Annotated in this window: 21 protein-coding genes and 4 tRNA genes; 4 read left to right on the forward strand and 21 right to left on the reverse strand. The window is 65.0% G+C overall.

What is annotated here, in order from left to right; all coding sequences use genetic code 11:
- Window positions 1-68: 68 nt before the first annotated feature.
- The 21 genes from nuoI to K32_RS11620 form a co-directional block, all read right to left on the reverse strand.
- Window positions 69-557 (reverse strand): NADH-quinone oxidoreductase subunit NuoI, encoded by a 489-nt coding sequence (nuoI, locus tag K32_RS11520; protein WP_201404136.1) that lies wholly within the window; start codon window positions 555-557, stop codon window positions 69-71.
- On the reverse strand, window positions 557-1,603 hold the full coding sequence (gene nuoH, locus K32_RS11525) for an NADH-quinone oxidoreductase subunit NuoH (protein ID WP_201404137.1): 1,047 nt from the start codon (window positions 1,601-1,603) through the stop codon (window positions 557-559). The genes nuoI and nuoH overlap by 1 nt, the downstream gene beginning before the upstream one ends.
- 7 nt (window positions 1,604-1,610) lie before the next feature.
- The gene (gene nuoG, locus K32_RS11530) at window positions 1,611-3,704 is read right to left on the reverse strand and encodes an NADH-quinone oxidoreductase subunit NuoG (RefSeq protein ID WP_201404138.1); all 2,094 of its coding nucleotides are present in this window, start codon (window positions 3,702-3,704) and stop codon (window positions 1,611-1,613) included.
- Between the two features lie 3 nt (window positions 3,705-3,707).
- Entirely contained in the window at window positions 3,708-5,015 is a 1,308-nt protein-coding gene (gene nuoF, locus K32_RS11535; RefSeq protein ID WP_201404139.1) for an NADH-quinone oxidoreductase subunit NuoF, read from the reverse strand.
- A gap of 12 nt (window positions 5,016-5,027) precedes the next feature.
- Window positions 5,028-5,876 (reverse strand): NADH-quinone oxidoreductase subunit NuoE, encoded by an 849-nt coding sequence (nuoE, locus tag K32_RS11540; RefSeq protein ID WP_201404140.1) that lies wholly within the window; start codon window positions 5,874-5,876, stop codon window positions 5,028-5,030.
- A complete protein-coding gene (locus K32_RS11545; protein ID WP_201404141.1) occupies window positions 5,876-7,066 on the reverse strand; it encodes an NADH-quinone oxidoreductase subunit D in 1,191 nt (396 codons plus the stop codon). Before K32_RS11545 ends, nuoE begins: the two co-directional genes overlap by 1 nt.
- 8 nt (window positions 7,067-7,074) lie before the next feature.
- Window positions 7,075-7,704, reverse strand: a complete 630-nt coding sequence (locus K32_RS11550; protein ID WP_201404142.1) for an NADH-quinone oxidoreductase subunit C — start codon at window positions 7,702-7,704, stop codon at window positions 7,075-7,077.
- Between the two features lie 9 nt (window positions 7,705-7,713).
- The gene (locus K32_RS11555; RefSeq protein WP_201404143.1) at window positions 7,714-8,292 is read right to left on the reverse strand and encodes an NADH-quinone oxidoreductase subunit B family protein; all 579 of its coding nucleotides are present in this window, start codon (window positions 8,290-8,292) and stop codon (window positions 7,714-7,716) included.
- Window positions 8,283-8,648, reverse strand: coding sequence for an NADH-quinone oxidoreductase subunit A (locus K32_RS11560; protein ID WP_201404144.1), 366 nt, complete (start codon window positions 8,646-8,648; stop codon window positions 8,283-8,285). The genes K32_RS11555 and K32_RS11560 overlap by 10 nt, the downstream gene beginning before the upstream one ends.
- Before the next feature lie 448 nt (window positions 8,649-9,096).
- Window positions 9,097-9,405, reverse strand: coding sequence for a hypothetical protein (locus K32_RS11565; protein ID WP_201404145.1), 309 nt, complete (start codon window positions 9,403-9,405; stop codon window positions 9,097-9,099).
- A 217-nt stretch (window positions 9,406-9,622) separates the two neighbouring features.
- Entirely contained in the window at window positions 9,623-10,645 is a 1,023-nt protein-coding gene (locus tag K32_RS11570; protein WP_201404146.1) for an FUSC family protein, read from the reverse strand.
- A gap of 353 nt (window positions 10,646-10,998) precedes the next feature.
- Window positions 10,999-11,075 (reverse strand) — tRNA-Asp (locus K32_RS11575).
- Between the two features lie 136 nt (window positions 11,076-11,211).
- Window positions 11,212-11,288: transfer RNA gene (locus K32_RS11580), tRNA-Asp, on the reverse strand.
- Between the two features lie 352 nt (window positions 11,289-11,640).
- Window positions 11,641-11,716, reverse strand: a tRNA-Val gene (locus K32_RS11585).
- A gap of 146 nt (window positions 11,717-11,862) precedes the next feature.
- The gene (locus K32_RS11590; RefSeq protein WP_201404147.1) at window positions 11,863-12,138 is read right to left on the reverse strand and encodes an HU family DNA-binding protein; all 276 of its coding nucleotides are present in this window, start codon (window positions 12,136-12,138) and stop codon (window positions 11,863-11,865) included.
- 193 nt (window positions 12,139-12,331) lie between these two features.
- Window positions 12,332-14,764 (reverse strand): endopeptidase La, encoded by a 2,433-nt coding sequence (lon, locus tag K32_RS11595; protein WP_201404148.1) that lies wholly within the window; start codon window positions 14,762-14,764, stop codon window positions 12,332-12,334.
- Between the two features lie 311 nt (window positions 14,765-15,075).
- A complete protein-coding gene (gene clpX, locus K32_RS11600; protein WP_201404149.1) occupies window positions 15,076-16,347 on the reverse strand; it encodes an ATP-dependent Clp protease ATP-binding subunit ClpX in 1,272 nt (423 codons plus the stop codon).
- A 241-nt stretch (window positions 16,348-16,588) separates the two neighbouring features.
- A complete protein-coding gene (locus K32_RS11605; RefSeq protein WP_201404150.1) occupies window positions 16,589-17,224 on the reverse strand; it encodes an ATP-dependent Clp protease proteolytic subunit in 636 nt (211 codons plus the stop codon).
- Between the two features lie 296 nt (window positions 17,225-17,520).
- A complete protein-coding gene (gene tig, locus K32_RS11610) occupies window positions 17,521-18,873 on the reverse strand; it encodes a trigger factor (protein ID WP_201404151.1) in 1,353 nt (450 codons plus the stop codon).
- 75 nt (window positions 18,874-18,948) lie between these two features.
- Window positions 18,949-19,033: transfer RNA gene (locus tag K32_RS11615), tRNA-Leu, on the reverse strand.
- 63 nt (window positions 19,034-19,096) lie between these two features.
- Window positions 19,097-20,569, reverse strand: a complete 1,473-nt coding sequence (locus K32_RS11620) for an NAD(P)H-hydrate dehydratase (RefSeq protein WP_244669943.1) — start codon at window positions 20,567-20,569, stop codon at window positions 19,097-19,099.
- A gap of 222 nt (window positions 20,570-20,791) precedes the next feature.
- On the opposite strand from K32_RS11620, the gene K32_RS11625 reads away from it, so the two are divergent.
- From K32_RS11625 to K32_RS11640, 4 genes are all read left to right on the forward strand, one after another.
- Entirely contained in the window at window positions 20,792-21,223 is a 432-nt protein-coding gene (locus K32_RS11625) for a TIGR01244 family sulfur transferase (protein ID WP_201404152.1), read from the forward strand.
- Window positions 21,224-21,458: 235 nt separating this feature from the next.
- Window positions 21,459-21,797 (forward strand): P-II family nitrogen regulator, encoded by a 339-nt coding sequence (locus K32_RS11630; protein ID WP_201404153.1) that lies wholly within the window; start codon window positions 21,459-21,461, stop codon window positions 21,795-21,797.
- Window positions 21,798-21,914: 117 nt separating this feature from the next.
- Entirely contained in the window at window positions 21,915-23,324 is a 1,410-nt protein-coding gene (gene glnA / locus K32_RS11635; protein WP_201404154.1) for a type I glutamate--ammonia ligase, read from the forward strand.
- 92 nt (window positions 23,325-23,416) lie between these two features.
- Window positions 23,417-23,824, forward strand: a complete 408-nt coding sequence (locus K32_RS11640) for an acyl-CoA thioesterase (protein WP_201404155.1) — start codon at window positions 23,417-23,419, stop codon at window positions 23,822-23,824.
- Window positions 23,825-24,095 lie beyond the last annotated feature (271 nt).

Consider the following 24,095-nt stretch of genomic DNA (forward strand, 5'->3'; position numbering starts at 1 on the left):
ATCCGTGCCCTTGGACATCGCGGCGCACCGCGGCGTCCCTCCCAATTTGCGTCGGAACCACGTTCTACCTAGCGGTAGGGCGCGTCCATGCTGATATTCTGCGCGATCTCGCGCTCCCACCGGTCGCCATTCGCGAGAAGCTTTTCCTTGTCGTAGTAGAGCTCCTCGCGCGTCTCCGTCGCGAATTCGAAATTCGGCCCCTCGACGATGGCGTCGACCGGACACGCTTCCTGGCAGAAGCCGCAATAGATGCACTTCACCATGTCGATGTCGTAGCGCGTCGTGCGGCGGGTGCCGTCATTGCGGCGCGGACCCGCCTCGATGGTGATGGCCTGGGCGGGGCAGATCGCCTCGCACAGCTTGCACGCGATGCAGCGCTCTTCGCCGTTCGGGTAGCGGCGGAGCGCATGCTCGCCGCGGAAGCGCGGGCTGAGCGCGCCCTTCTCGAACGGGTAGTTCACGGTCTTCTTCGGCGCGAAGAAATAACGCATCGCCAGGAAGAAGGCCGAGACGAACTCGGAGAGGAAGATCGACTTGGCGGTTTGGTCGAGGCGCATCACGGTGCCCATCCCATAATCTGCAGAACGGCGGCCACCAGCACGACCATGCCGAGCGAGATCGGCAGGAAGACCTTCCAGCCCAGCCGCATCAGCTGGTCGTAGCGGTAGCGCGGAACGATGGCCTTCGCCATGGCGAACATGAAGAAGACCATGGTTGCCTTCAGCACGAACCAGACGATGCCCGGCACCCAGGTGAAGGGCGCGACGTTCACCGGCGGCAACCAGCCTCCGAGGAACAGGATCGTCGTCATCGCGCACATCAGGCAGATCGACGCATACTCGCCGAGCATGAACATCATGTACGGCGTCGAGCCATATTCCGACATGAAGCCGGCGACCAGCTCCGACTCCGCCTCGACCAGGTCGAAGGGCGGCCGGTTCGTCTCGGCCAGCGCCGAGACGAAGAAGATGACGAACATCGGCAGCAGCGCGAGCCAGTACCAGTCCAGGAAGCTGCCCGGCAGGCCGAGCTTCGTGCCGAGGCCGGTCTGCTGAGACATGACGATGTCGGTTAGGTTCAGCGAACCGACGCAGAGCAGGACCGTGACGATCACGAAGCCGATCGAGACTTCATAGGAGACCATCTGGGCGGCCGCGCGCAGCGACGACAGGAACGGGTACTTCGAGTTCGAGGCCCAGCCACCCATGATGACGCCGTAGACGCCGAGCGACGAGATCGCCAGAAGATAGAGTACGCCAACATTGAGGTTGGCGATCACCCAGCCCGGGTTGAACGGGATCACCGCCCATCCGGCCAGCGCCAGCGTCACGGTGACGAGCGGCGCCAGCAGGAAGATGCCCTTGTTGGCGCCCGACGGAATGACGGGCTCCTTCAGCACGAACTTCAGAAGGTCGGCGAAGGACTGGAACAGGCCGAAGGCGCCGACGACGTTGGGGCCGCGACGCATCTGCACGGCCGCCCAGATCTTGCGGTCGGCGAGCAGGATGAAAGCGATCGACACCAGGAGAAGGACCAGCAGCAGCAGGCTCTGGCCCACCATGATCGCGCCGGGGATGAGGTAGTTTTCGACGAAGCCGTTCATTCCCGCCTCACTCCGCAGCCGCGGCAAGCTGGCCAGCGGCGAGCGCCGAGCATTCCGCCATGGTGGCCGAAGCGCGTGCGATCGGGTTGGTCAGGTAGAAATCATGGATCGGATTGGCGAAGGCCGCCTTTCCGAGCGCGCCGCCGGCCGAGGCCAGCGCCGCCACGTCGGCGAAATCGGCCGCGCGGACCGTGTCGACGGCGGCGAGATGCGGATGCGCCACATAGAGCGCCTTGCGCAGTTCGCCGAGCGAGTCGAACGGCAGCCGATGGCCGAGGATGTCGGAAAGGGCGCGAAGGATCGCCCAGTCCTCGCGGGCATCGCCCGGCGGGAAGCCCGCCCGGTTGGCGACCTGCACGCGACCCTCGGTGTTGACGAAGGTGCCCGACTTCTCGGTGTAGGCGGCGGACGGCAGGATCACGTCGGCGCGGTGTGCGCCGGCATCGCCATGCGTGCCGATATAGACGACGAAGGCCGAGCCGAGGCGAGCCGTGTCGATCTCGTCGGCGCCGAGCAGGAAGACCACGTCGAGCGTGCCCTGCCCTGCCGCGTCCAGCATGCCGGCGACATCGAGGCCACCCGCGCCCGGCACGAAGCCGACGTCGAGCGCGCCGACGCGCGCCGCCGCATTGTGCAGCACGGCGAGGCCGTTCCAGCCCTCGTCGCGGCCAGGAGCCGAGGCGATCTTGGCAGCGGCGGCGAGAACCGCCTTGCCGTCCTCGCGGGCGAGCGCGCCCTGCCCGACGATCACGATCGGCCGCTTGGCATTGGCGAGAATCTCGCCGAAGGCGCCCTTGCCGGCAACGATCTCGGCCAGCGTCTCCGGGCCCGCGCCCAGATACTCGTGCGGATAGGTCAGATCGACCGCTTCGCCGATGACGCCGATCTTGACGCCACCTGCGCGCCAGCGCTTGCGGATGCGGGCGTTCAGCACCGACGCTTCCTTGCGCGGATTGGCGCCGACGATCAGGATCGCGTCCGCCTGCTCGATGCCGGCGATGGTCGGGTTGAAGAGGTAGCTGGCGCGGCCGAGCGACGGATCGAGCGCGGCGCCGTCCTGGCGCGCGTCGAGGTTGGCCGAGCCGAGCGAGTTGATCAGCGCCTTCAGCGCATAAAGCTCCTCGACGGCCGCCAGATCACCGGCGATGGCGCCGATCTTCGAGCCCTCGGTCGCCTTGACCTTGCCGGCGATCGCCGCGAAGGCCTCGCCCCACGACACGGCCTTGAGCCGGCCGTCGACGCGCAGATACGGGCGATCGAGACGTTGCGTGCGCAGGCCGTCCCAGATGAAACGGGTCTTGTCGGAGATCCATTCCTCGTTGACGGCCTCGTTGAGGCGGGGCAGCACGCGCATCACTTCGCGGCCGCGCACGTCGACGCGGATGTTCGAACCGACCGCGTCCATGACGTCGATCGACTCGGTCTTGTTCAGTTCCCACGGACGGGCCGTGAAGGCGAAGGGCTTCGAGGTCAGCGCGCCGACCGGGCAGAGGTCGATGACGTTGCCCTGCAGCTCCGACGACAGTGCCTTCTCAAGATAGGTCGTGATCTCGGCATCCTCGCCGCGACCGATCAGGCCGAGCTCGGAAATGCCGGCGACTTCCGTCGTGAAGCGGACGCAACGCGTGCAATGGATGCAGCGGTTCATCACCGTCTTGACGAGCGGCCCGATGTACTTGTCCTCGACGGCGCGCTTGTTCTCGGCGAAGCGGTTCTTGTCGACGCCATAGGCCATCGCCTGGTCCTGCAGGTCGCACTCGCCGCCCTGATCGCAGATCGGGCAATCCAGCGGGTGGTTGATCAGCAGGAATTCCATCACGCCTTCGCGTGCCTTCTTCACCATGGGCGACTTGGTGAGCATGACCGGCGGCTCGCCGTTCGGGCCCGGACGCAGGTCGCGCACGTTCATGGCGCAGGAGGCGGTCGGCTTCGGCGGACCGCCCTTCACCTCGACGAGGCACATGCGGCAATTGCCGGCGATCGACAGCCGCTCGTGGAAGCAGAAACGCGGCACCTCGGCACCGGCGGCCTCGGCCGCCTGCAGCAGCGTATAGTCCGGCGGAACGTCGACTTCGATGCCGTCAACGATGATCTTGGCCATGGTTTACTCCGCCGCTTCCAGCATCTGCCGTTCGATCGGCCGGGGGTTGCGGGAATAGAGGTCGATGCGCTCCTCGATCTCGTGCCGGAAATGCCGGATCAGGCCCTGGATGGGCCATGCAGCGGCGTCGCCGAGCGCGCAGATCGTGTGGCCCTCGACCTGGGTCGTGACCTGCAGGAGCATGTCGATTTCGCGCTTCTCGGCTTCGCCGCGCGCCATACGGTCGATCACGCGCCACATCCAGCCGGTGCCTTCGCGGCACGGCGTGCACTGGCCGCAGCTCTCATGCTTGAAGAAGTAAGCGATGCGGGCGATGGCGCGGATGACGTCGGTCGACTTGTCCATGACGAGCACGCCGGCGGTGCCGAAGCTCGACTTCACGGCGCGCGTGCCGTCGAAGTCCATGATCAGGTCTTCGCACTGCTCGGCCGGAATGATCGGGCAGGAAGCGCCGCCGGGGATGATCGCCTTCAGATTGTCCCAACCGCCGCGAACGCCGCCGCCGTGCTTCTCGATCAATTCCTTGAACGGGATGCCCATCGCCTCTTCGACGATGCAGGGGGTGTTCACATGGCCGGAGATGCCGAACAGCTTGGTGCCGACATTGTTCGGACGACCGATCGACGAGAACCACGACGGGCCGCGACGCAGGATGGTCGGGGCAACCGCGATGCTCTCGACGTTGTTGACGGTCGTCGGGCAGCCGTAGAGGCCGACATTGGCCGGGAACGGCGGCTTCAGGCGCGGCTGGCCCTTCTTGCCTTCCAGGCTCTCGAGCAGGGCCGTCTCTTCGCCGCAGATATAGGCGCCGGCGCCATGGGCGACATAGATGTCCATGTCCCAGCTATGGACGTTGTTCTTGCCGATCAGGCGCGCTTCGTAGGCCTGGTCGATCGCCGCCTGCAGATGCTCGCGCTCGCGAATGAACTCGCCGCGAACGTAGATGTAGGCCGCATGGGCGCCCATCGCGAAGCCGGCGATCAGGCAACCCTCGACGAGATGGTGCGGATCATGCCGCAGGATCTCGCGATCCTTGCAGGTGCCGGGCTCGGATTCGTCGGCGTTGACGACGAGGTAGTGCGGCCGGCCGTCGTTCTGCTTGGGCATGAACGACCACTTCAGGCCGGTCGGGAAACCGGCGCCGCCGCGGCCGCGCAGGCCCGAGGCCTTCATCTGGTCGACGATCCAGTCGCGACCGGCCTCGATGATGGTCTTGGTGCCATCCCACGAGCCGCGCTTCAGCGCGCCCTGGAGACCCCAGTCGTGATGGCCGTAGATATTCGTGAAGATGCGGTCTTTGTCCGAAAGCATCGTCCGCCCCCTCTACTCTTTCTTGCCCGCATCCGGCCGGACCGCGGGGTCCGAGGCCGGCACGTTCTGCTTGACCTGATTGGGAACCTTTTCCTTGTCCGCCTCGCCCTCGGCCTTGACGGCGGGAGCCGCAGGCGGCTCGGCCGGCGCGGGATTGGCGGCGGCGCGGGCAGCTTCCGCCGCAGCCGCTGCGCGGGCGGCGATCGCCTCGCGCGCGGCCTGCAGGCCTGCGCCCTGCCCGACCATCGAGCCGTCATAGAGTTCCGGCGACGTCAGCGCCCGGAAACCGCCCTCCGGCGCCGAATGATGACGATCGATCTGCGGGCCCGGCTTGATCGGCCGGCCGGCCTCGATGTCATCGATCAGCTTGCCGAGGCTCTCGACCGTCAGATCCTCGTAGGTATCCGGGACGATCTGCGCCATCGGCGCGTTCACGCAGGCGCCCAGGCACTCCACCTCTTCCCACGACAGCGAACCGTCGGCGGAGGGATGGAACGGCTCGGCGTGGATGCGCTCGCGGCAGAGCTCGATCAGCTTGTTGGCGCCACGCAGCATGCACGGCGTCGTGCCGCAGACCTGGATGTGCGCCTTCTTGCCGACCGGGGCGAGCAGGAACATCGTGTAGAAGGTCGCGACTTCGAGCACGCGGATATACGGCATGTCGAGGAACTCGCCGACCCAGCGGATCGACGGCTCCGAAACCCAGCCCTGCTGCTCCTGGACGCGCCACAGAATCGAGATGACGGCGGAAGCCTGCTTGCCTTCCGGGAACTTCGTGACCTGCTTTTCGGCCCAGGCCAGATTTTCCGGCGAGAACGCAAAGCTCGCGGGCTGTTCGGATGCGAGACGACGAACGGACATTAGCGGTCAACCTCTCCGAACACGATGTCGATGGAACCGAGAACCGCGGAGACGTCGGCCAGCATGTGGCCTCGACACAGGAAGTCCATCGACTGGAGATGCGCGAAACCGGGCGCACGGATCTTGCAGCGGTAGGGCTTGTTGGAGCCGTCCGCCACCAGATAGACGCCGAACTCGCCCTTCGGCGCCTCGACGGCGGCGTAAACCTCGCCGGCGGGAACGTGATAGCCCTCGGTGTAGAGCTTGAAGTGATGGATGAGCGCTTCCATCGAACGCTTCATCTCACCGCGCTTCGGCGGGACGATCTTGTTGTCGGTGTAGGAGACCGGACCGACCTTCTCCGTCGTCAGCAGGCGATGCACGCACTGCTTCATGATGCGGATCGACTCGCGCATCTCGGCCATGCGGACGAGATAGCGGTCGTAATTGTCGCCGTGAACGCCGGTCGGAATGTCGAACTCGAGTTCCGAATAGCACTCGTAGGGCTGCGCGCGACGCAGGTCCCAGGCAGCGCCCGTGCCGCGGATCAGCACGCCGGAATAGGCCCACTTCCAGGCTTCTTCCTGCGTCAGCACGCCGATGTCGACGTTGCGCTGCTTGAAGATGCGGTTACCGGTCACGAGACGGTCGAGATCGTTCAGCCGCTGCAGGAACGGATCGCAGAAATCGCCGATATCGCGAACGAGCTGCTCTGGCAGATCCTGGTGCACGCCGCCGGGACGGAAATAGGCCGCATGCATGCGGGAGCCGGACGCGCGCTCATAGAAGATCATGAGCTTCTCGCGTTCCTCGAAGCCCCAGAGCGGCGGCGTCAGGGCGCCGCAGTCCATCGCCCAGGTCGTCACGTTCAGGACGTGCGACAGGATGCGACCGATCTCGGAGTAGAGGACGCGGATCAGCTGGCCACGCTTCGGCACCTCGATGCCGAGCAGCTTCTCGACGGCGAGCGCGAAGGCGTGCTCCTGGTTCATCGGCGCGACGTAGTCGAGACGATCGAAATAGGGCACGGCCTGGAGATAGGTCTTGTTCTCGATCAGCTTCTCGGTGCCGCGATGCAGCAGGCCGATATGCGGATCCACGCGATCGACGATTTCACCATCGAGCTCGAGCACGAGGCGCAACACGCCGTGCGCCGAGGGATGCTCGGGGCCGAAGTTGATATTGAATGGACGAACCTGGGCTTCTGCCATCTCGTGCCTCAGCTCGACTTCTGTTCGGTCTTGGGTGCGTCCGCGGCCTTCTCGTCGCCCGGCAGCACGTAGTCGGTGCCTTCCCATGGCGAGAGGAAGTCGAAGTCGCGGAATTCCTGCGCCAGGCGCACGGGCTCGTAGACGACGCGCTTCTGCTGGTCGTCGTAGCGAACCTCGACATAGCCGGTGAGCGGGAAGTCCTTGCGCAGCGGATGCCCTTCGAAGCCGTAGTCGGTGAGCAGGCGACGCAGATCGGGATGACCGGTGAACAGGATGCCGTACATGTCGTAGGCTTCGCGCTCGAACCAGTCGGCGCCCGGCAGGATCGACGTGATCGACGGAACCGGGGTGACTTCGTCCGTCTCGAGCTTGAGGCGGATGCGGAGGTTCCGCGTCGGGCTCAGCAGGTGATAGACGACGTCGAAGCGCAGCTCGCGCTGCGGGTAATCGACACCGCAGACGTCGATCAGGCTGACGAAGCCGGTATTCGGATCGCTGGCGAGCCAGGCGACGAGGTCGACGATGGTCTCGAGCCGGACGTTGACGGTCAGCTCGCCATAGGCGACGTCCCAGCCGACCACATCCGCGCCACGTTGCGCGACGATGTAGTCACCGAGCTGTTTGAGGGTCTCTTCCATGCTGTGCCTTCAGCGCTCGATGGTGCCGGTGCGACGGATCTTCTTCTGCAGGAGCAGAACGCCATAGAGCAGCGCTTCAGCCGTCGGCGGGCATCCCGGAACGTAGATGTCGACCGGCACGACGCGATCGCAACCCCGCACCACGGAATAGGAATAATGGTAGTAGCCGCCGCCATTGGCGCAGCTGCCCATCGAGATGACGTAGCGCGGCTCCGGCATCTGGTCGTAGACCTTGCGGAGCGCGGGAGCCATCTTGTTGGTCAGCGTGCCGGCGACGATCATCACGTCGGACTGGCGCGGCGAGGCGCGCGGCGCGAAGCCGAAGCGCTCGACGTCGTAGCGCGGCATCGACACCTGCATCATCTCGACGGCGCAGCAGGCGAGGCCGAACTGCATCCACATCAGAGAGCCGGTGCGGGCCCAGGTGATCAGGTCCGAAGCGGCGGCGACAAAGAAACCCTTGTCCGCCAGCTCGTTGTTGACCTCCATGAAGAAGGGGTCGGAATGACCGATAGGCCGCCCCGACGCATCCACAAGCCCCTTCGGCCGCTCAGCGACCTGGGTAGCAGAGGTTCCGCTCAATCCCATTCGAGCGCTCCCTTCTTCCATTCATAGATGAAGCCGATGGTGAGAACGGCCAGGAAAATCATCATCGACCAGAAGCCGTACCAGCCGAGGTCGCCGAACACGACCGCCCAGGGGAACAGGAACGCCACTTCGAGATCGAAGATGATGAACAGGATGGCGACGAGGTAGAACCGCACGTCGAACCGCATGCGCGCGTCGTCGAAGGCGTTAAAGCCGCACTCGTAGGCCGAGAGCTTCTCCGGATCCGGATTGCGGTAGGCGACGAGGAAGGGCGAGATCAACAGCGCAAGCCCGATGACCAGAGCAATCCCGAGAAACACGAGGATTGGCAGGTATTCGCGCAACAGGTCTTCCATGGTCCGGCTCCGTTGCTCCCATCATGTGCAGCCGCGCTGCCGCTCGACGATGGTGCGGCGCAAAATGGCCGCCAAGCGTTTCACTCGACTAAGATATCGGCCGGCCGTGCCAAGACGGCGATCCGCCAGGGCGGCGGTCGAAACATGAGGCGAGGCTTAGCGGAGGTGGAAAGGCGTGGCAAGCCCCGAGCCATCGCACGGCCGGGGGGCTTCGGGGCCGGAATCGCGGATCACGGCGGGAAACGGGCAAAAATTAGAACTGGAAGAATGAAACCATTTTTGTGTGCGGCGAGATGTCCCGTCCAAGTGGCGCAAAGTCCACGCCCAGCCTGAGAAAACCAGAATCCTCGGACCCGGAATAAATTCACAAGAAAATGGGGGCGAATCGCCCCCATCTGGCAGCATCGGCACCTGCCGGAGCTGGCGCCCCGCGTCGGCCGCCCTGCCGCTACCGGGCGCCGGATGCCTGATTCTTCAGCAGGCCGACGATCGCCGTGAGGATCGCGCCGCCGGCGCCGCCACCGACCACGTCGGCGAGGATCTTGCTGATGTCGAGGCCGGCCATCGCCGCGCCGGCGTCGGGCGCGCCGCCGCCCATCACAGCCTGCAGGATCTGGCCCAGAATGAGGCCGCCGATACCGCCGGCGATGGAATTGCCCGTGGTCCCAAGGCTCTTGTCCTTGAGGGCCGAACCCGCTGCGTTTCCGCCGATCAGGCCGGCCACCACCTGGATGATAAGAGGCAGTAGAGTCTCCATGAGAATCTCCCCGAATGGACGACCGACCGCGAATCATTCGTGACCGACGCCAGCAGACGCAGGGTAAACTTATCACAGGTGACGATCTAATCTTTCTGTCGCTGCGGTGCAGCAACAGTATTCGCGGCGCCGACGCGGTTCCCGGCCGAATCGGACGCCGAGAACAACATGGGCGCGCCTTGGCGAGACCAAGCAGACGCACCCTGTGAAAACCGGCTCAGCTGCCGGCGCCGGATTCGGCATGCACCTTCGGCACGGTCTTTGACGGCGCGGCCGATCCTCGCGGCAGCAGGAAGAAGAGAGCGGTCACGACGAGCAGGCCGCCCGCCGTCAGCAATACCCGATCGAACGCGAGCGGCAGGGGCGACGCGACGGGCCCGAGATCGAAGGCGAGCGCGACCGCTGTGAGGCAGAAGGTCCACGCGCCATAGCGCTTCGCCCCGATCATCAACATGGCGAAGACGAGGATGCCGACCAGCGTCGCGTGCAGCCATGGCGCACTCGCCCATCCGAGCAGCAAGCCGCCGCAGGCAGCCCCGAGCAGGCTGCCGATACCGCGCTGCTTCATCCGCCGCAGCGTCTGCTCGCGCGTCGGCTTCAGGACGCGTAGCGCCGCCGCTGGCAGCCATCCGGGATGCGAGCTTGGCGAAATCCCCGCCAGCAACGCCCCCAGCAGGCTGGCGGACGCGGCCGTGGCCAGAAAGCGCCCCCCTGCCCAATCGCCGACCGGAAGCGACGAGCCGCTCGCGGGCGCCCGGGGCAGCACGACGGCCGCGACCGCGACGGCCCAGATCGTCCCGGCGAGGAAGAGCCCGCCATACAGCTGCCACCCACCCGGTGGCAGCGGCTCGATCGACAGGAAGAAGGCCAACGCCCCGAGCGCCACCGGAAGCCGCAGCGGACCGCCCCTGAGCTCCATCACCGCCTGCGCCAGGGCCGCTGCGACCGCCATGGCGAAGAAGCCCGCGCCGCCGATCGTCACCATGGCGCCGAGGCAGGCGAAGCCGCTGAGGATCAGCGCAGCCAATCCGAGCGTCAGCACGGGTCTCGCCACGGGAACGGTCGGGAACGAGACTAGCAGCAGATAGGCGCCGAAGGAGGCGATGGATCCATTCGTCGCCTGCCCGGCCGCCATGCCGACACCCCAGGGGGCGACAACGCCGGCCGCCGCCAGCGCAGCGCGACGGATCCGGGCAATATCGTAGAAGGCAGGTTTTGCGGGAGGGTTCGGTGGCGTCATCGGACCGGTCTGCTGAAAGGCGCTGCGACCAGTAAATTCAGGACAGACGGGATATGCAACGCCTGCGTGCGCCCTCCCCGCCCGACACCAACCGTCGGCCCAAGGCCTTCTAGCCGCGTCACGGGGGCCGAGCAGGAGGCGAGGCCGCTTCTCCCGCTCCAAGGCGCTTCATGGCTCGTACAGGGGCTCTGGAAGGGCCACCGGGCGGCCAACGACGCCGGGCAGGCTTCGAGAGCGCTATTCCCTGATGGGCGACTGCCGGCAAGCGTCTGGGCCTCACACTGCCCGCCAGGTGGCAGCGAACCAGGAGAACGTTGCAGGACGAAAATCAACGATGAGGAGAGAAGAAGAAATGGCGGGAGTGACGGGGCTCGAACCCGCGACCTCCGGCGTGACAGGCCGGCGCTCTAACCAACTGAGCTACACCCCCGCGGGTGCCCCTTTCGGGCGTCACGGCCAAGGGCCGCGTCGTGCTTGCGGATCGGGTCAATCTGGCCATGGCCAGACCGTCGCTGCGATCCGCAGTTCCAGGCAGTACGTGACGATGTCACCTGCTTGGGAAAGAATGGCGGGAGTGACGGGGCTCGAACCCGCGACCTCCGGCGTGACAGGCCGGCGCTCTAACCAACTGAGCTACACCCCCGCTGGGGTCCTCTTTCGAGGCCGCCGCAGCTCGTCGCCGCGTCGTTGTTGAGCGCTGAAGTACGGTACCGCCCTATCCAAGTCAAGCGCGCTTTCCGGAGCCATTGTGGAAAACCGGACCCATTGCCGGCGAACCGTTGCCCAGCCTCAAAAGCCACTTTCGACAACGCGAACAAGGAGCCGCCCCTGCCCTCGCGGGCCTCGCCATCGCGTTCGGAAGCAGCATCCGGCGCGGCGGGACAAAAGATCATCTGTGTGGAGGGGGCAGACGACGAAACTGACCGCAGCAAAGCATGGGCATGCCGCGCGTCCGCAAGGGGGGCTGATTTCGACGTCGCCGGGAGGGCCGGGAATGGTGGGCGGTGAGAGACTCGAACTCCCGACATCCTCGGTGTAAACGAGGCGCTCTACCAACTGAGCTAACCGCCCGGAAAATCGTCCGGCGCCGAGACGTGTAGGCGAAAGTCGCCCCGTCTTTCAAGGCCATAAGCGCGCCATCCACGGCGCGGTCAAAAAAAACGGCCTCGCGCCGCGAAGGCGCAAGGCCGTCAAAACCCAACAAGCCTGACTATGGCTTAGTTGACGGCGTCCTTCAGGCCCTTGCCGGCCTTGAACTTCGGCGTCTTGGAAGCGGCGATCTGGATCGTCTCGCCGGTACGCGGATTGCGACCCTCGCTGGCGGCGCGGGAAGCCACGCTGAAATTACCAAAACCGATGATCTTGACTTCGTCACCCGACTTCAGGGCAGCCGTGATCACGTCGAACGTTGCGTCGACAGCCTCGGCGGCGGCGGCCTTGGACACGCCGGTACGCTCGGCGACGGCAGCGATGAGATCGTTCTTGTTAGCCATGGATGATCCTTTCTCAGGTCTTGAGTCGGGACGATTCGCATGACCCGACCGAGCGCGAGAAATCCCTGAAAAACGGACGGATGGCAAGAGAAACTGGCAGAATTCTGCGCTTTTGGACCAGAAATCAGCGAATTTCGATACAAAAACGCCCGCCAGAGTGGCGGGCGTCCTGTTTTGCGCGGAAAACCGCCCCTTAATGGGCAGTCAGAGCCGCCGCCGCATCGTCGTCTGCGACGACCGTCTTATCGGCCACGACCTTGCTTTCGTCCCAGGTGATCGGCTCGGGTTTGCGAACCAAGGCATGGGTCAGCACGTCGTCCATCCGGGCGACCGGGATGATCTCGAGGCCGTTCTTCACATTGTCCGGGATCTCGGCGAGATCCTTCGCATTGTCCTCGGGAATCATCACCGTCTTGATCCCGGCGCGCAGCGCCGCGAGCAGCTTCTCCTTCAGACCGCCGATCGGCAGCACGCGACCACGCAGCGTGATCTCGCCCGTCATGGCGACGTCCTTGCGGACGGCGATGCCTGTCATCGTCGAGACGATCGCCGTCACCATCGCGATACCGGCCGACGGGCCATCCTTCGGCGTCGCGCCTTCCGGCACGTGCACGTGGATGTCGCGCCGGTCGAACAGCGGCGGCTCGATGCCGAAATCAACCGCGCGCGAGCGGACGTAGGACGCCGCCGCGGAGATCGATTCCTTCATCACGTCGCGCAGGTTGCCGGTGACGGTCATGCGGCCCTTGCCGGGCATCATGACGCCTTCGATCGTCAGGATCTCGCCGCCGACTTCCGTCCAGGCGAGACCCGTCACGACACCGACCTGGTCCTCGAGCTCCGCCTCGCCGTAGCGATAGCGGGGTGCGCCGAGATAATCCTCGACGACCTGCTCGGTGACCTCGACCGACTTCACCTTGGTCAGCAGGATGTCCTTGACCGCCTTGCGCGCCAGCGTGGCCAGATCGCGCTCGAGGCTACGGACACCCGCCTCGCGGGTGTAGCGACGGATGATGAAGCGGAGCGCCTCCTCGCCGACCGAGAACTCCTTCTCGTTCAGGCCGTGATTCTTCACGACCTTCGGCAGAAGGTGGTTGCGGGCGATGGCGAGCTTCTCATCCTCGGTGTATCCGGCGATCCGGATGATCTCCATGCGGTCCATCAACGGGCCGGGGATGTTCAGCGTGTTCGCCGTCGTCACGAACATCACGTTCGACAGGTCGTAGTCGACCTCGAGGTAATGATCGTTGAACGTGCTGTTCTGCTCCGGATCCAGCACCTCGAGCAGCGCCGACGACGGATCGCCCCGGAAGTCCTGGCCCATCTTGTCGATCTCGTCGAGCAGGAAGAGCGGATTGGACTTCTTCGCCTTCTTCATCGACTGGATGACCTTGCCGGGCATCGAGCCGATATAGGTGCGCCGGTGGCCACGGATCTCGGCCTCGTCGCGCACGCCGCCGAGCGACATGCGGACATATTCACGGCCGGTCGCCTTGGCGATCGAACGGGCGAGCGAGGTCTTGCCGACGCCCGGAGGGCCGACGAGGCAGAGGATCGGCCCCTTCAGCGTGTTGGCGCGGCTCTGCACGGCCAGATACTCGATGATCCGGTCCTTGACCTTGTCGAGGCTGTAGTGATCGGCATCGAGCACCTCCTGCGCGAAACGCAGGTCGTGCTTGACCTTGGAGCGCTTGCCCCACGGAATGCCGAGCAGCCAGTCGAGATAGTTGCGGACCACCGTCGCTTCGGCCGACATCGGCGACATCTGGCGGAGCTTCTTCAGCTCGCCCATCGCCTTCTCGTTGGCTTCCTTCGACAGCTTGGTCTTGGCGATACGTTCCTCGAGTTCGGCGAGTTCGTCCTTGCCGTCCTCCTGGTCGCCCAGTTCCTTCTGGATCGCCTTCATCTGCTCGTTCAGATAGTACTCGCGCTGCGTCTTCTCCATCTGCCGCTTGACGCGGGAGCGGATGCGCTTCTCCACCTGAAGGACGGAGATCTCGCTTTCCATCAGGCCGAGCACACGCTCCAGCCGGCCGGCGACGGTCGGCAGAGCGAGGATCGCCTGCTTCTCGGGGATCTTGATGGCGAGGTGCGAGGCGACCGTGTCGGCAAGCTTCGAATAGTCGTCGATCTGCGTCACCGCGCCGACGACCTCGGGCGAAACCTTCTTGTTCAGCTTCACATAATTCTCGAACTCGGTCACGACCGAGCGGGCGAGCGCCTCCACCTCGACGCGATCGCCAACATCGTCCTCGAGCACGGTGGCATAGGCCTCGTAATAGGCCTCGTGGTCGGTGTAGCGCTGGATTTCGGCGCGCGCGATGCCCTCGACCAGAACCTTGACGGTTCCGTCCGGCAGCTTCAGGAGCTGGAGGACGCTGGCGAGCGTACCGACGGGGAAGATGGCTTCCGGCGCCGGATCGTCATCGCTGGCATTCTGCTGGGTGGCGAGGAGAATCTGCTTGTCCGCCCGCATCACCTCTTCCAGCGCACGGATGGATTTTTCTCGCCCGACAAACAGCGGCACGATCATGTGCGGGAATACGACGATGTCACGCAGCGGCAGGACCGGATAGAGTTCGTCGCCTGCTTCGAGGCCGATCGAACGCTTGGTATCAGCTGTCATGAGGCATTCCTTTCGAACCGCCACGGCCCAGATTGGCACCGTGGGGCTTGGAGATGAACCACCGGCTTGGAGGAAAGAGGGCCGTTGGGTCGACTCGGGGTCTGAACGTCTTCCGACGCGTTGACCATTAGGTGGCGTCGCACCATCGGGGTGTCAAGCAGTACACCGCACTGCAATCGGGCTCTTTGCGCCGGCCGTTACGGAAGGTTCCGCCGCCTCGCCGGGCGTGGTTCGCCCTGCCGCCGGAGAGCGCACAAACAAAAACGGCGGGGACATGCCCCGCCGTTCGAACGTTCTCAAAAGCCAGCGCCTCAGGCGCCGGCGTTGGCCACGGCCTCGTCCTGGCGCTCCGCATAGATGTAGAGCGGGCGGGCCGAACCATCGACGACCTCGGCCGAGATGACGACTTCCTGCACGCCGTCGAGGCCGGGCAGGTCGAACATCGTCTCGAGCAGGATCGCTTCCATGATCGAACGCAGGCCGCGCGCGCCGGTCTTGCGCTCGATCGCCTTCTTGGCGATCGCCGAGAGCGCGTCCGGGTGGAACGTCAGCTCGACATTCTCCATCTCGAACAGGCGCTGGTACTGCTTGACCAGAGCGTTCTTCGGCTCGGTCAGGATGGTGATCAGCGCCGGCTCGTCGAGATCCTCGAGCGTGGCGAGCACCGGCAGACGGCCGACGAATTCCGGGATCAGGCCGAACTTCAGCAGATCCTCGGGCTCGACGCTGCGGAACAGCTCGCCCGTGCGGCGATCTTCCGGCGCCGAGACGCGAGCGGCGAAGCCGATCGACGTCGAACGGCCGCGATCCGAGATGATCTTCTCGAGGCCTGCGAAGGCGCCGCCACAGATGAACAGGATGTTCGTCGTGTCGACCTGCAGGAATTCCTGCTGCGGGTGCTTGCGGCCGCCCTGCGGCGGCACGGAGGCAACCGTGCCTTCCATGATCTTCAGCAGCGCCTGCTGCACGCCCTCGCCCGACACGTCGCGGGTGATCGACGGGTTGTCGGACTTGCGCGAGATCTTGTCGACCTCGTCGATGTAGACGATGCCGCGCTGCGCCCGCTCGACATTGTAGTCGGCCGACTGCAGCAGCTTCAGGATGATGTTCTCGACGTCCTCGCCGACGTAGCCGGCCTCGGTCAGCGTCGTCGCATCGGCCATGGTGAAGGGCACGTCGAGGATGCGGGCGAGCGTCTGCGCGAGCAGCGTCTTGCCGCAACCAGTCGGGCCGATCAGCAGGATGTTGGACTTCGCCAGCTCGACATCGTTGTTCTTGGCAGCGTGGTTCAACCGCTTGTAGTGGTTGTGCACGGCAACCGAGAGCACGCGCTTGGCGTGGCGCTGGCCGATCACATAGTCATCCAGGACCGCGCAGATCTCGAGCGGCGTCGGGACGCCGTCGCGCGATTTCACCAGCGAGGACTTCGATTCCTCGCGAATGATGTCCATGCACAGCTCGACGCATTCATCGCAGATGAATACCGTCGGGCCCGCGATCAGCTTGCGCACCTCATGCTGGCTCTTGCCGCAAAACGAGCAATAGAGCGTATTCTTGGTGTCGCTTCCGCTGACTTTGCTCATCCGTCTACCTCGCTGTCGTTCAGGCTCGGGACCTCCAAACGACTTATTCGATGTCTCGCCCGGCTCGATGCCGACCTGACCGGCATTCGAAAATTCGGACCCTGATGCCCCTGCGGACGGACACACTCCGAAGAGTGCGATCCAATCATGCTATGCGCGACATGATCAATACATACTTAATGTCGCGGTCGGCTGCGTACAGCCGACCCAGCTTCCGGAGCGTTTTCTGGAAACGAGCCGATCAGTCTTTCTTGACCGCCTCGAGCGCATCACGATTGGTCAGGACCTGGTCGATCAGGCCGAACTCGACGGCCTTCTCGGCAACCATGAAGTTGTCGCGCTCGAGCGCGTCTTCAACGGTCTTCATGTCCTGGCCGGTGTGCTGCACGTAGATCTCGTTAAGCCGCTTGCGCAGGCTCTCGACCTCGCGGGCATGGATCAGGATGTCCGTCACCTGGCCCTGATAGCCGCCGGAGGGCTGATGCACCATGACGCGGGCGTTCGGCAGCGCGAAGCGCATGCCCTTCTCGCCTGCCGTCAGCAGCAGCGAGCCCATCGAGGCCGCCTGTCCGACGCAGAGCGTCGACACGGCCGGCTTGATGAACTGCATCGTGTCGTAGATCGCGAGCCCCGACGACACCACGCCACCCGGCGAGTTGATGTACATCGAGATCTCTTTCTTCGGGTTCTCGGCCTCGAGGAAGAGAAGCTGGGCGGTGATCAGCGTCGCCATATAGTCCTCGACCGGACCCGTGACGAAGATGATGCGCTCTTTCAGCAGACGCGAATAAATGTCGTAGGCACGCTCGCCGCGATTGGTCTGCTCGACCACCATCGGCACCAGCGTGTTCATATAGAGGTCGATAGGATCCTTCATGATCTTCCTTCGGCGCAGTGGACTGCCACGATTACCTAGAGATGCCCCGGCCCGACCTCACTCGGTACGACCGATTCCCGGGGCTCGAAGGCCCATACATATGGTACGCCGTCTGCGTTCGAAAGGGGTGGCGGCAAGCCCTTTCGCAGATCGTCATCCCGGCCAGGCCGGGACCCATCAGTTCTGAAGTGCCTCAGCCGTACCGCCGGCGGGTGTGGGTCCCGGCCTTGGCCGGAACCCCTTTGAGCTGGACGCGACGGGATCGAACCCCGCGCGGGAAAACGCGCGACGGCCGATCAGGCCTTCGCTTCTTCCTCGTCGTCCTTCATCAGGTCTTCGCGCGAAACCGTCTTGTCGGTGATCGCAGCGAGGCCGAGCAGGTAGTCGACGACCTTCTCCTCGAAGATCGGCGCGCGCAGGCTTGCCAGCGCGTCCGGATTCTCGCGGTAGAAGTCGTAGACCTGCTTCTCCTGACCCGGGAACTGACGGATCCGGTCGACGAGAGCGCGCTGCACTTCCTCGTCGGTGACCTGGATCGAGTTCTTCTCGCCGATTTCCGAGAGGACGAGACCGAGGCGCACGCGGCGCTCGGCGATCTTGCGGTAGTCGGCCTTGGCGGCCTCTTCCGTCGTGTCCTCGTCGGCGAAGCTGCGGCCCGAACGCTGCAGGTCCTGCGTGACCTGGTTCCAGACGTTCTGGAACTCCTGCTCGACCATGGTCGGCGGCAGTTCGAACGCGTGCTTCTCGTCGAGCTTGTCGAGCAGCTGGCGCTTGACCTTGGTGCGGGTCGCGGCGCCGAGCTGGCTCTCGAGCTGCTGGCGCATCGTCGCGCGCAGTTCTTCGAGCGATTCGATGCCGAACTTCTTGGCCCACTCGTCATCGATCGTCGCCTCGACCGGAGCCGAGACTTCCTTGACGACGACGTCGAAGGTCGCGGCCTTGCCGGCGAGCTGCGCAGCGCCGTAGGCCTCGGGGAAGGTCACGTTCAGGACGCGCTCTTCGCCGGCCTTGGCGCCGAGAAGCTGCTCCTCGAAGCCCGGAATGAACCGGCCCGAACCGAGCTGGACGAAAGCGTTGTCGTCGGCGCCGCCGTCGAAGGGAACGCCGTCGATCTTGCCGAGATAGGAGATCGTCAGGCGGTCGCCGTCAGCAGCCTCGCCGTCCTTCGGCTGGTACTCGGCCGAATCGCGAGCCAGACGCTTGACCTCGGTGTCGACTTCCTCGTCGGAGACTTCGGCGACCGGACGCTCGATCGCGATGCCGTTGAGGTCGCCGAGCTCGAACTTCGGCAGAACTTCGTAGGACATCGTGTAGGAGAGGTCCTTCTTGCCTTCGAGCACCTGGCCGGCGTCGGTCTCGTCCTCGGGCAGCTCGAAGCTCGGCTGCAGGGCGGCGCGCTCGCCGCGCTCCTCAAGCGTCTTGCGGGCGTTCTCGTTCAGGATGTTCTGAACGATCTCAGCCATAGCCGACTTGCCGTAGATCCGGCGCAGATGCGCAACCGGCACTTTGCCCGGACGGAAGCCCTTGAGCTGGACCTGGCCCTTCATCTCTTCCAGACGCGCCGAAAGGCGGCTTTCGAGATCGGTAGCCGGAACCACGATCTTGAGTTCACGTTTCAGGCCCTCTGCGAGGGTCTCGGTCACCTGCATGTTCAGCGCTTTCTGTCTTGTTCCGATCGGTTCTTTGGCGTCTCGCCCGGCGGCATTACTGCTTATTCCGGGCGTTGGTGCGGGCGGAGGGACTTGAACCCCCACGGCGCAAGCCACTGGAACCTAAATCCAGCGTGTCTACCAATTCCACCACGCCCGCAATAACCGGCCGCGGCTAGGCTCCGGCCAAGGTGGGGCCTCTATAGCATCCGAATTCGCGCGGTCAAACGAAAAGCCGCTTAAACACACGGGGAAGCGCGTCGGCGAGGTCTTCGGCGATCAATCCCCGCCCCAGAAGCGCCCCCGCCTCGCCATGCAGCCAGACCGCCGCCGCCGTCGCCTCGAAAACAGGCATGCCGTCCGCCAGCAGCCCGACGATCATGCCGGCGAGCGTATCGCCGGATCCGGCCGTCGCGAGATAGGGCGGCGCATTGTCGGCGATCGCGGCCCGCCCCTCGGGATCGGCCACCGTCGTATCGGCGCCCTTCAACAGCACGACGGCGCCGGAACGCGCTGCAGCCTGCCTGGCGCGGTCGAGCTTGCCCGGCAGGGCTGCCAGGTCCGGAAAGAGCCGTGCGAACTCGCCGTCATGCGGCGTCAGCACGACGGGCGCCGATCTTGCCCGGATCGCGGCGAAGAGGCGCTCCGGCGCATCGCGAAACGCCGACAGGCCGTCCGCGTCGATCACGACGGCCGCCTGGGAAGCCAACGCCGCCTCGACCAGAGGCCCCGCCACCTCGGCCGGCCCGAGCCCGGGACCGAGGCCGACGCTGTTCAGCCGGTGATCCCCAAGCAGGGCGGAAAGCCCCGCCGCGCCCTCGATCCGCTTCAGCATGATGGCGGTCAGATGCGCCGCGTTGACCGCCAGCGCGTCCGGCGGCGAGGCGAGCGTCACCAGCCCTGCCCCGACCCGGAGCGCCGCGCGCGCGGCGAGCCGCGCCGCCCCGGTCTGCGTCATGCCGCCGGAAACGATGACCGCATGACCGCGGTCGTATTTGTGACCATCGACCTTGAGGGTCGGCAGGACCGGCAGCCAGAGCTCCGGGCGATTGAGGCACGCGCGGGGACTGATGGCGTCGAGGACGGCGGGAGAAATACCGATATCGGCGACGGCCAGGCGCCCGACATGCGCCCTGCCCGGCATCAGCACATGGCCCGGCTTCGGCCGGAAGAACGTCACCGTCTCGTCGGCGCGGACGGCGACGCCGAGCACCTCGCCCGTCTCGCCCTGGATGCCGCTCGGAAGATCGACGGCGACGACATGCGCCTTCGAGGCATTGATGGCGGCGATCGCCTCGGCCGCCTCGCCAGCAATCCCCCGATCAAGCCCGGCGCCGAACAGCGCATCGATGATCACGCCGGCGCCGGCGAAATCGAGCGCGCCGAGTGGGAGCGTCTCGCCTTTCCAGGCAGCCGCCGCGAGCGCTGCGTCGCCCTTCAGGCGGTCGAGCGCCCCGAGCAGGCCGAGCTGAACCCGGTAGCCCCGCTCGGCCAGCAGCCGGGCGGCAACGAACCCGTCGCCGCCATTGTTGCCCGGTCCGCAGGCAATGACGACCGGCGTCTCGCGCGACCAGGGCGCGACGGCGTCGGCGACGGCGCGCCCGGCCACTTCCATCAGCGCGATGCCCGGGGTTCCCGCCGCGATCGTCAGGCGGTCCGCCTCGGCCATTTCCGCCGGCGTCAATAGCTCCAACATGCTGCTCCCCGTCGCCCATCAATCCGGCCGGCCGGATTCCGGCCGCCGCAATCTTCCCTAGCATGGGCTAGACGAGCGAAATGCCGCAATCAGCATCTTCATTCGGCCGCACGAACCTGCGACAACCGGCCTCTGTCATCCGCGGGCCGATCCGTGCCGGGCAAGGTTGTTCATTTACCCGGCAGGAGTAAGTTCGCCCCAGCCATTCAGTCGGAACCTCCCATGACCGCTCTCATCCAGATCAACGACGATTTCTTCGTGGCCGGCCAGATCGCGCTGCAGGATTTCGCCACCCTCGCCGGCCAGGGCTTCAAGGCCGTCGTCAACAATCGCCCGGACGGCGAAGAGCCGAGCCAGCCGAGCTCCGCCGAGGAAGCGGCTGCCGCCGCTGCTGCCGGCGTCCGCTATGAGCAGATCCCGGTCACCGGCCCGTCGATCAGCGAAGCGGACGTGCGCGCGCTGCAGGCCGTCCTCGCCGAGACGGACGGCCCCGTCCTCGCGCATTGCCGGAGCGGCACCCGCTCGCTGACGCTCTACGCGATCGGCGAAGTGCTCGATGGCCGCATGCAGCGCGATGAATTGCAGGCCTTCGGCATCGATCACGGCATCGACCTGCGCGGTGCGGAGGCATGGCTGGCCCGCAACGGCCGCTAATTTGCGCGCGGCGAAGGAGCGAGACTGCCACCTTGTTGTTCATTTGCCCAATAAATGATCAACAGTTGGAGCGATAATTCTAAAATCTCGCTATTGTGCAGCGCAACGAGCCCAATTTTCCGGCGTTTCCCACGAAAACCGGCAATTGGCACGGAGCCTGCAAGTGGATAGCCAGGCCGGGCATTCGGCCAGGTTGGGCAGGCGTCACAGGCAAGCATTCGGAGATGCGGAGGCAATGAAAAAGATCGAAGCCATCATCAAGCCCTTCAAGCTGGATGAAGTGAAGGAGGCGCTGCAGGAGGTTGGCCTGCAGGGCATCACCGTCACCGAGGCCAAGGGCTTCGGCCGCCAGAAGGGTCACACCGAGCTCTACCGGGGCGCGGAATATGTCGTCGACTTCCTGCCGAAGGTGAAGGTCGAGATCGTGCTCGGCGACGAGCTGGTCGACCGCGCGGTCGACGCGATCCGCAAGGCCGCGCAGACCGGCCGCATCGGCGACGGCAAGATTTTCGTCTCCAACATCGAGGAAGCCGTTCGCATTCGCACCGGCGAAAGCGGACTGGACGCGATCTAACCCCCATTCTGCCGGCGATCCCCTCGCCGGAACCCCACCCGAAGCCGGCGCCGCCGGCTTGTTGCTTGCCTCAGCCACGACCGGGCACACAGTTCACCTGATAGAAGGAAGAGAGTTATGACGACCGCGAAAGACGTCCTGAAGCTCATCAAGGAGCAGGACGTGAAGTATGTGGATTTCCGGTTCACGGATCCGCGCGGCAAGTGGCAGCACGTGACGTTCGACATCGGCATGATCGACGAGGAAATCTTCGCCGAAGGCACGATGTTCGACGGTTCCTCGATCGCCGGCTGGAAGGCGATCAACGAGTCCGACATGCTGCTGATGCCCGATCCGTCCACCGCCACCATCGACCCGTTCTTCGCGCAGTCGACGCTCTCGATCGTTTGCGACGTGCTCGAGCCGTCGACCGGCGAAGCCTATGACCGCGATCCGCGCGGCATCGCCAAGAAGGCCGAAGCCTATCTGAAGCAGACCAAGATCGGCGACACCGTCTATGTCGGTCCGGAAGCCGAATTCTTCGTCTTCGACGACGTCAAGTTCTCGGCCACGCCGTACAACACGGGCTTCAAGCTCGACGACATCGAGCTGCCGACCAACTCCGACACCGACTACGAGAGCGGCAACCTCGGCCACCGCGTCCGCACCAAGGGCGGCTACTTCCCGGTTCCGCCGATCGACAGCCTGCAGGACATGCGCGGCGACATGCTGGCGGCCATGCAGTCGATGGGCGTCGTCGTCGAGAAGCACCACCACGAGGTGGCCTCGGCCCAGCACGAGCTCGGCGTCAAGTTCGGCACGCTCGTGACGATGGCCGACCACATGCAGATCTACAAGTACGCGATCCACAACGTCGCGAACTCGTATGGCAAGACTGCCACCTTCATGCCGAAGCCGGTCTATGGCGACAACGGCTCGGGCATGCATGTGCACCAGTCGATCTGGAAGGACGGCAAGCCGGTGTTCGCCGGCAACGAGTACGCCGATCTCTCCGAGACCTGCCTCTACTACATCGGCGGCATCATCAAGCATGCCAAGTCGCTGAACGCCTTCACCAACCCGCTGACCAACTCCTACAAGCGTCTGGTCCCGGGCTACGAGGCTCCGGTGCTGCTGGCCTACTCGGCCCGCAACCGTTCGGCTTCCTGCCGTATTCCGTTCGCCACCTCGCCGAAGGCGAAGCGCGTCGAAGTCCGCTTCCCGGATCCGGGCGCGAACCCCTACCTCGCCTTCGCCGCCATGCTGATGGCCGGCCTCGACGGCATCAAGAACAAGATCCATCCGGGCGCCGCGATGGACAAGAACCTCTATGACCTGCCTCCGAAGGAACTGAAGAAGATCCCGACGGTCTGCGGTTCGCTGCGCGAGGCGCTGGTGTCGCTCGAGAAGGACAACGCCTACCTGCTGGAAGGCGGCGTCTTCTCGAAGTCGATGATCGACGCCTACATCGAGCTCAAGATGGAAGAAGTCATCCGCTTCGAGCACACCCCGCATCCGGTCGAGTTCGACATGTACTACTCGGTCTGATTGGACCAGGATGTCGTTTCAGCGGGGCGCCTTCGGGCGCCCCGTTTCGTTTCAACCAGGCTCACCACCGATCAAAGGCCTCAGGAGGCACGATGACCGCCCAGAACGCACCGGACTTCCCCCATCAGACGACAATCCCCGTCATCCGCACCATCGCCATGCCGCACGACACCAATCCGGCAGGCGACATTTTCGGCGGCTGGCTGATGTCGCAGATGGATCTGGGCGCGAGCACGATCGCGACCCGCCGCGCGCGGGGACGGACCGTGACAGCCTCGGTGGACGGAATGTCGTTTCTGAGCCCGGTCTTCGTCGGCGATGAAGTCACGATCTACGGGCGCATTCTCTCCACCGGGCGGTCCTCGATGCGCGTCTTCGTCGAAGCCTGGCGGCGCAACCGCGAGAGCCATGACGTCACCAAGGTGACGGAGGCGACCTTCACCTTCGTGGCGATCGACGCGACGCGCAAATCGCGGCCGCTGCCGCCGGAAGAGGAATAGGCGCGCGGCAGAGGCTGCCCTTCACCTCTCGCTCAGAAACCCTTGCAAGGCACCACCCTCATCATGCTGAGGGGCCCGCAGGGCCGTCTCGAAGCATGCAGAGCGGCTGTGCCATCGATAATTGCGCCGAGATCGTGCGTCCTTCGAGGCCCGAGCTGCGCTCAGGCACCTCAGGATGATGGATATCGAGCGCCGCATGACGGCAGGACAGGGATGCGCGAGGGAAGCCCCTCTCCCGTCTGGCGAGAGAGGGTTGGGGTGAGGGTGTTCG

The sequence above is a fragment of the Kaistia sp. 32K genome (assembly GCF_016629525.1).
In the GTDB taxonomy this organism is placed as follows: Bacteria; Pseudomonadota; Alphaproteobacteria; order Rhizobiales; family Kaistiaceae; genus Kaistia.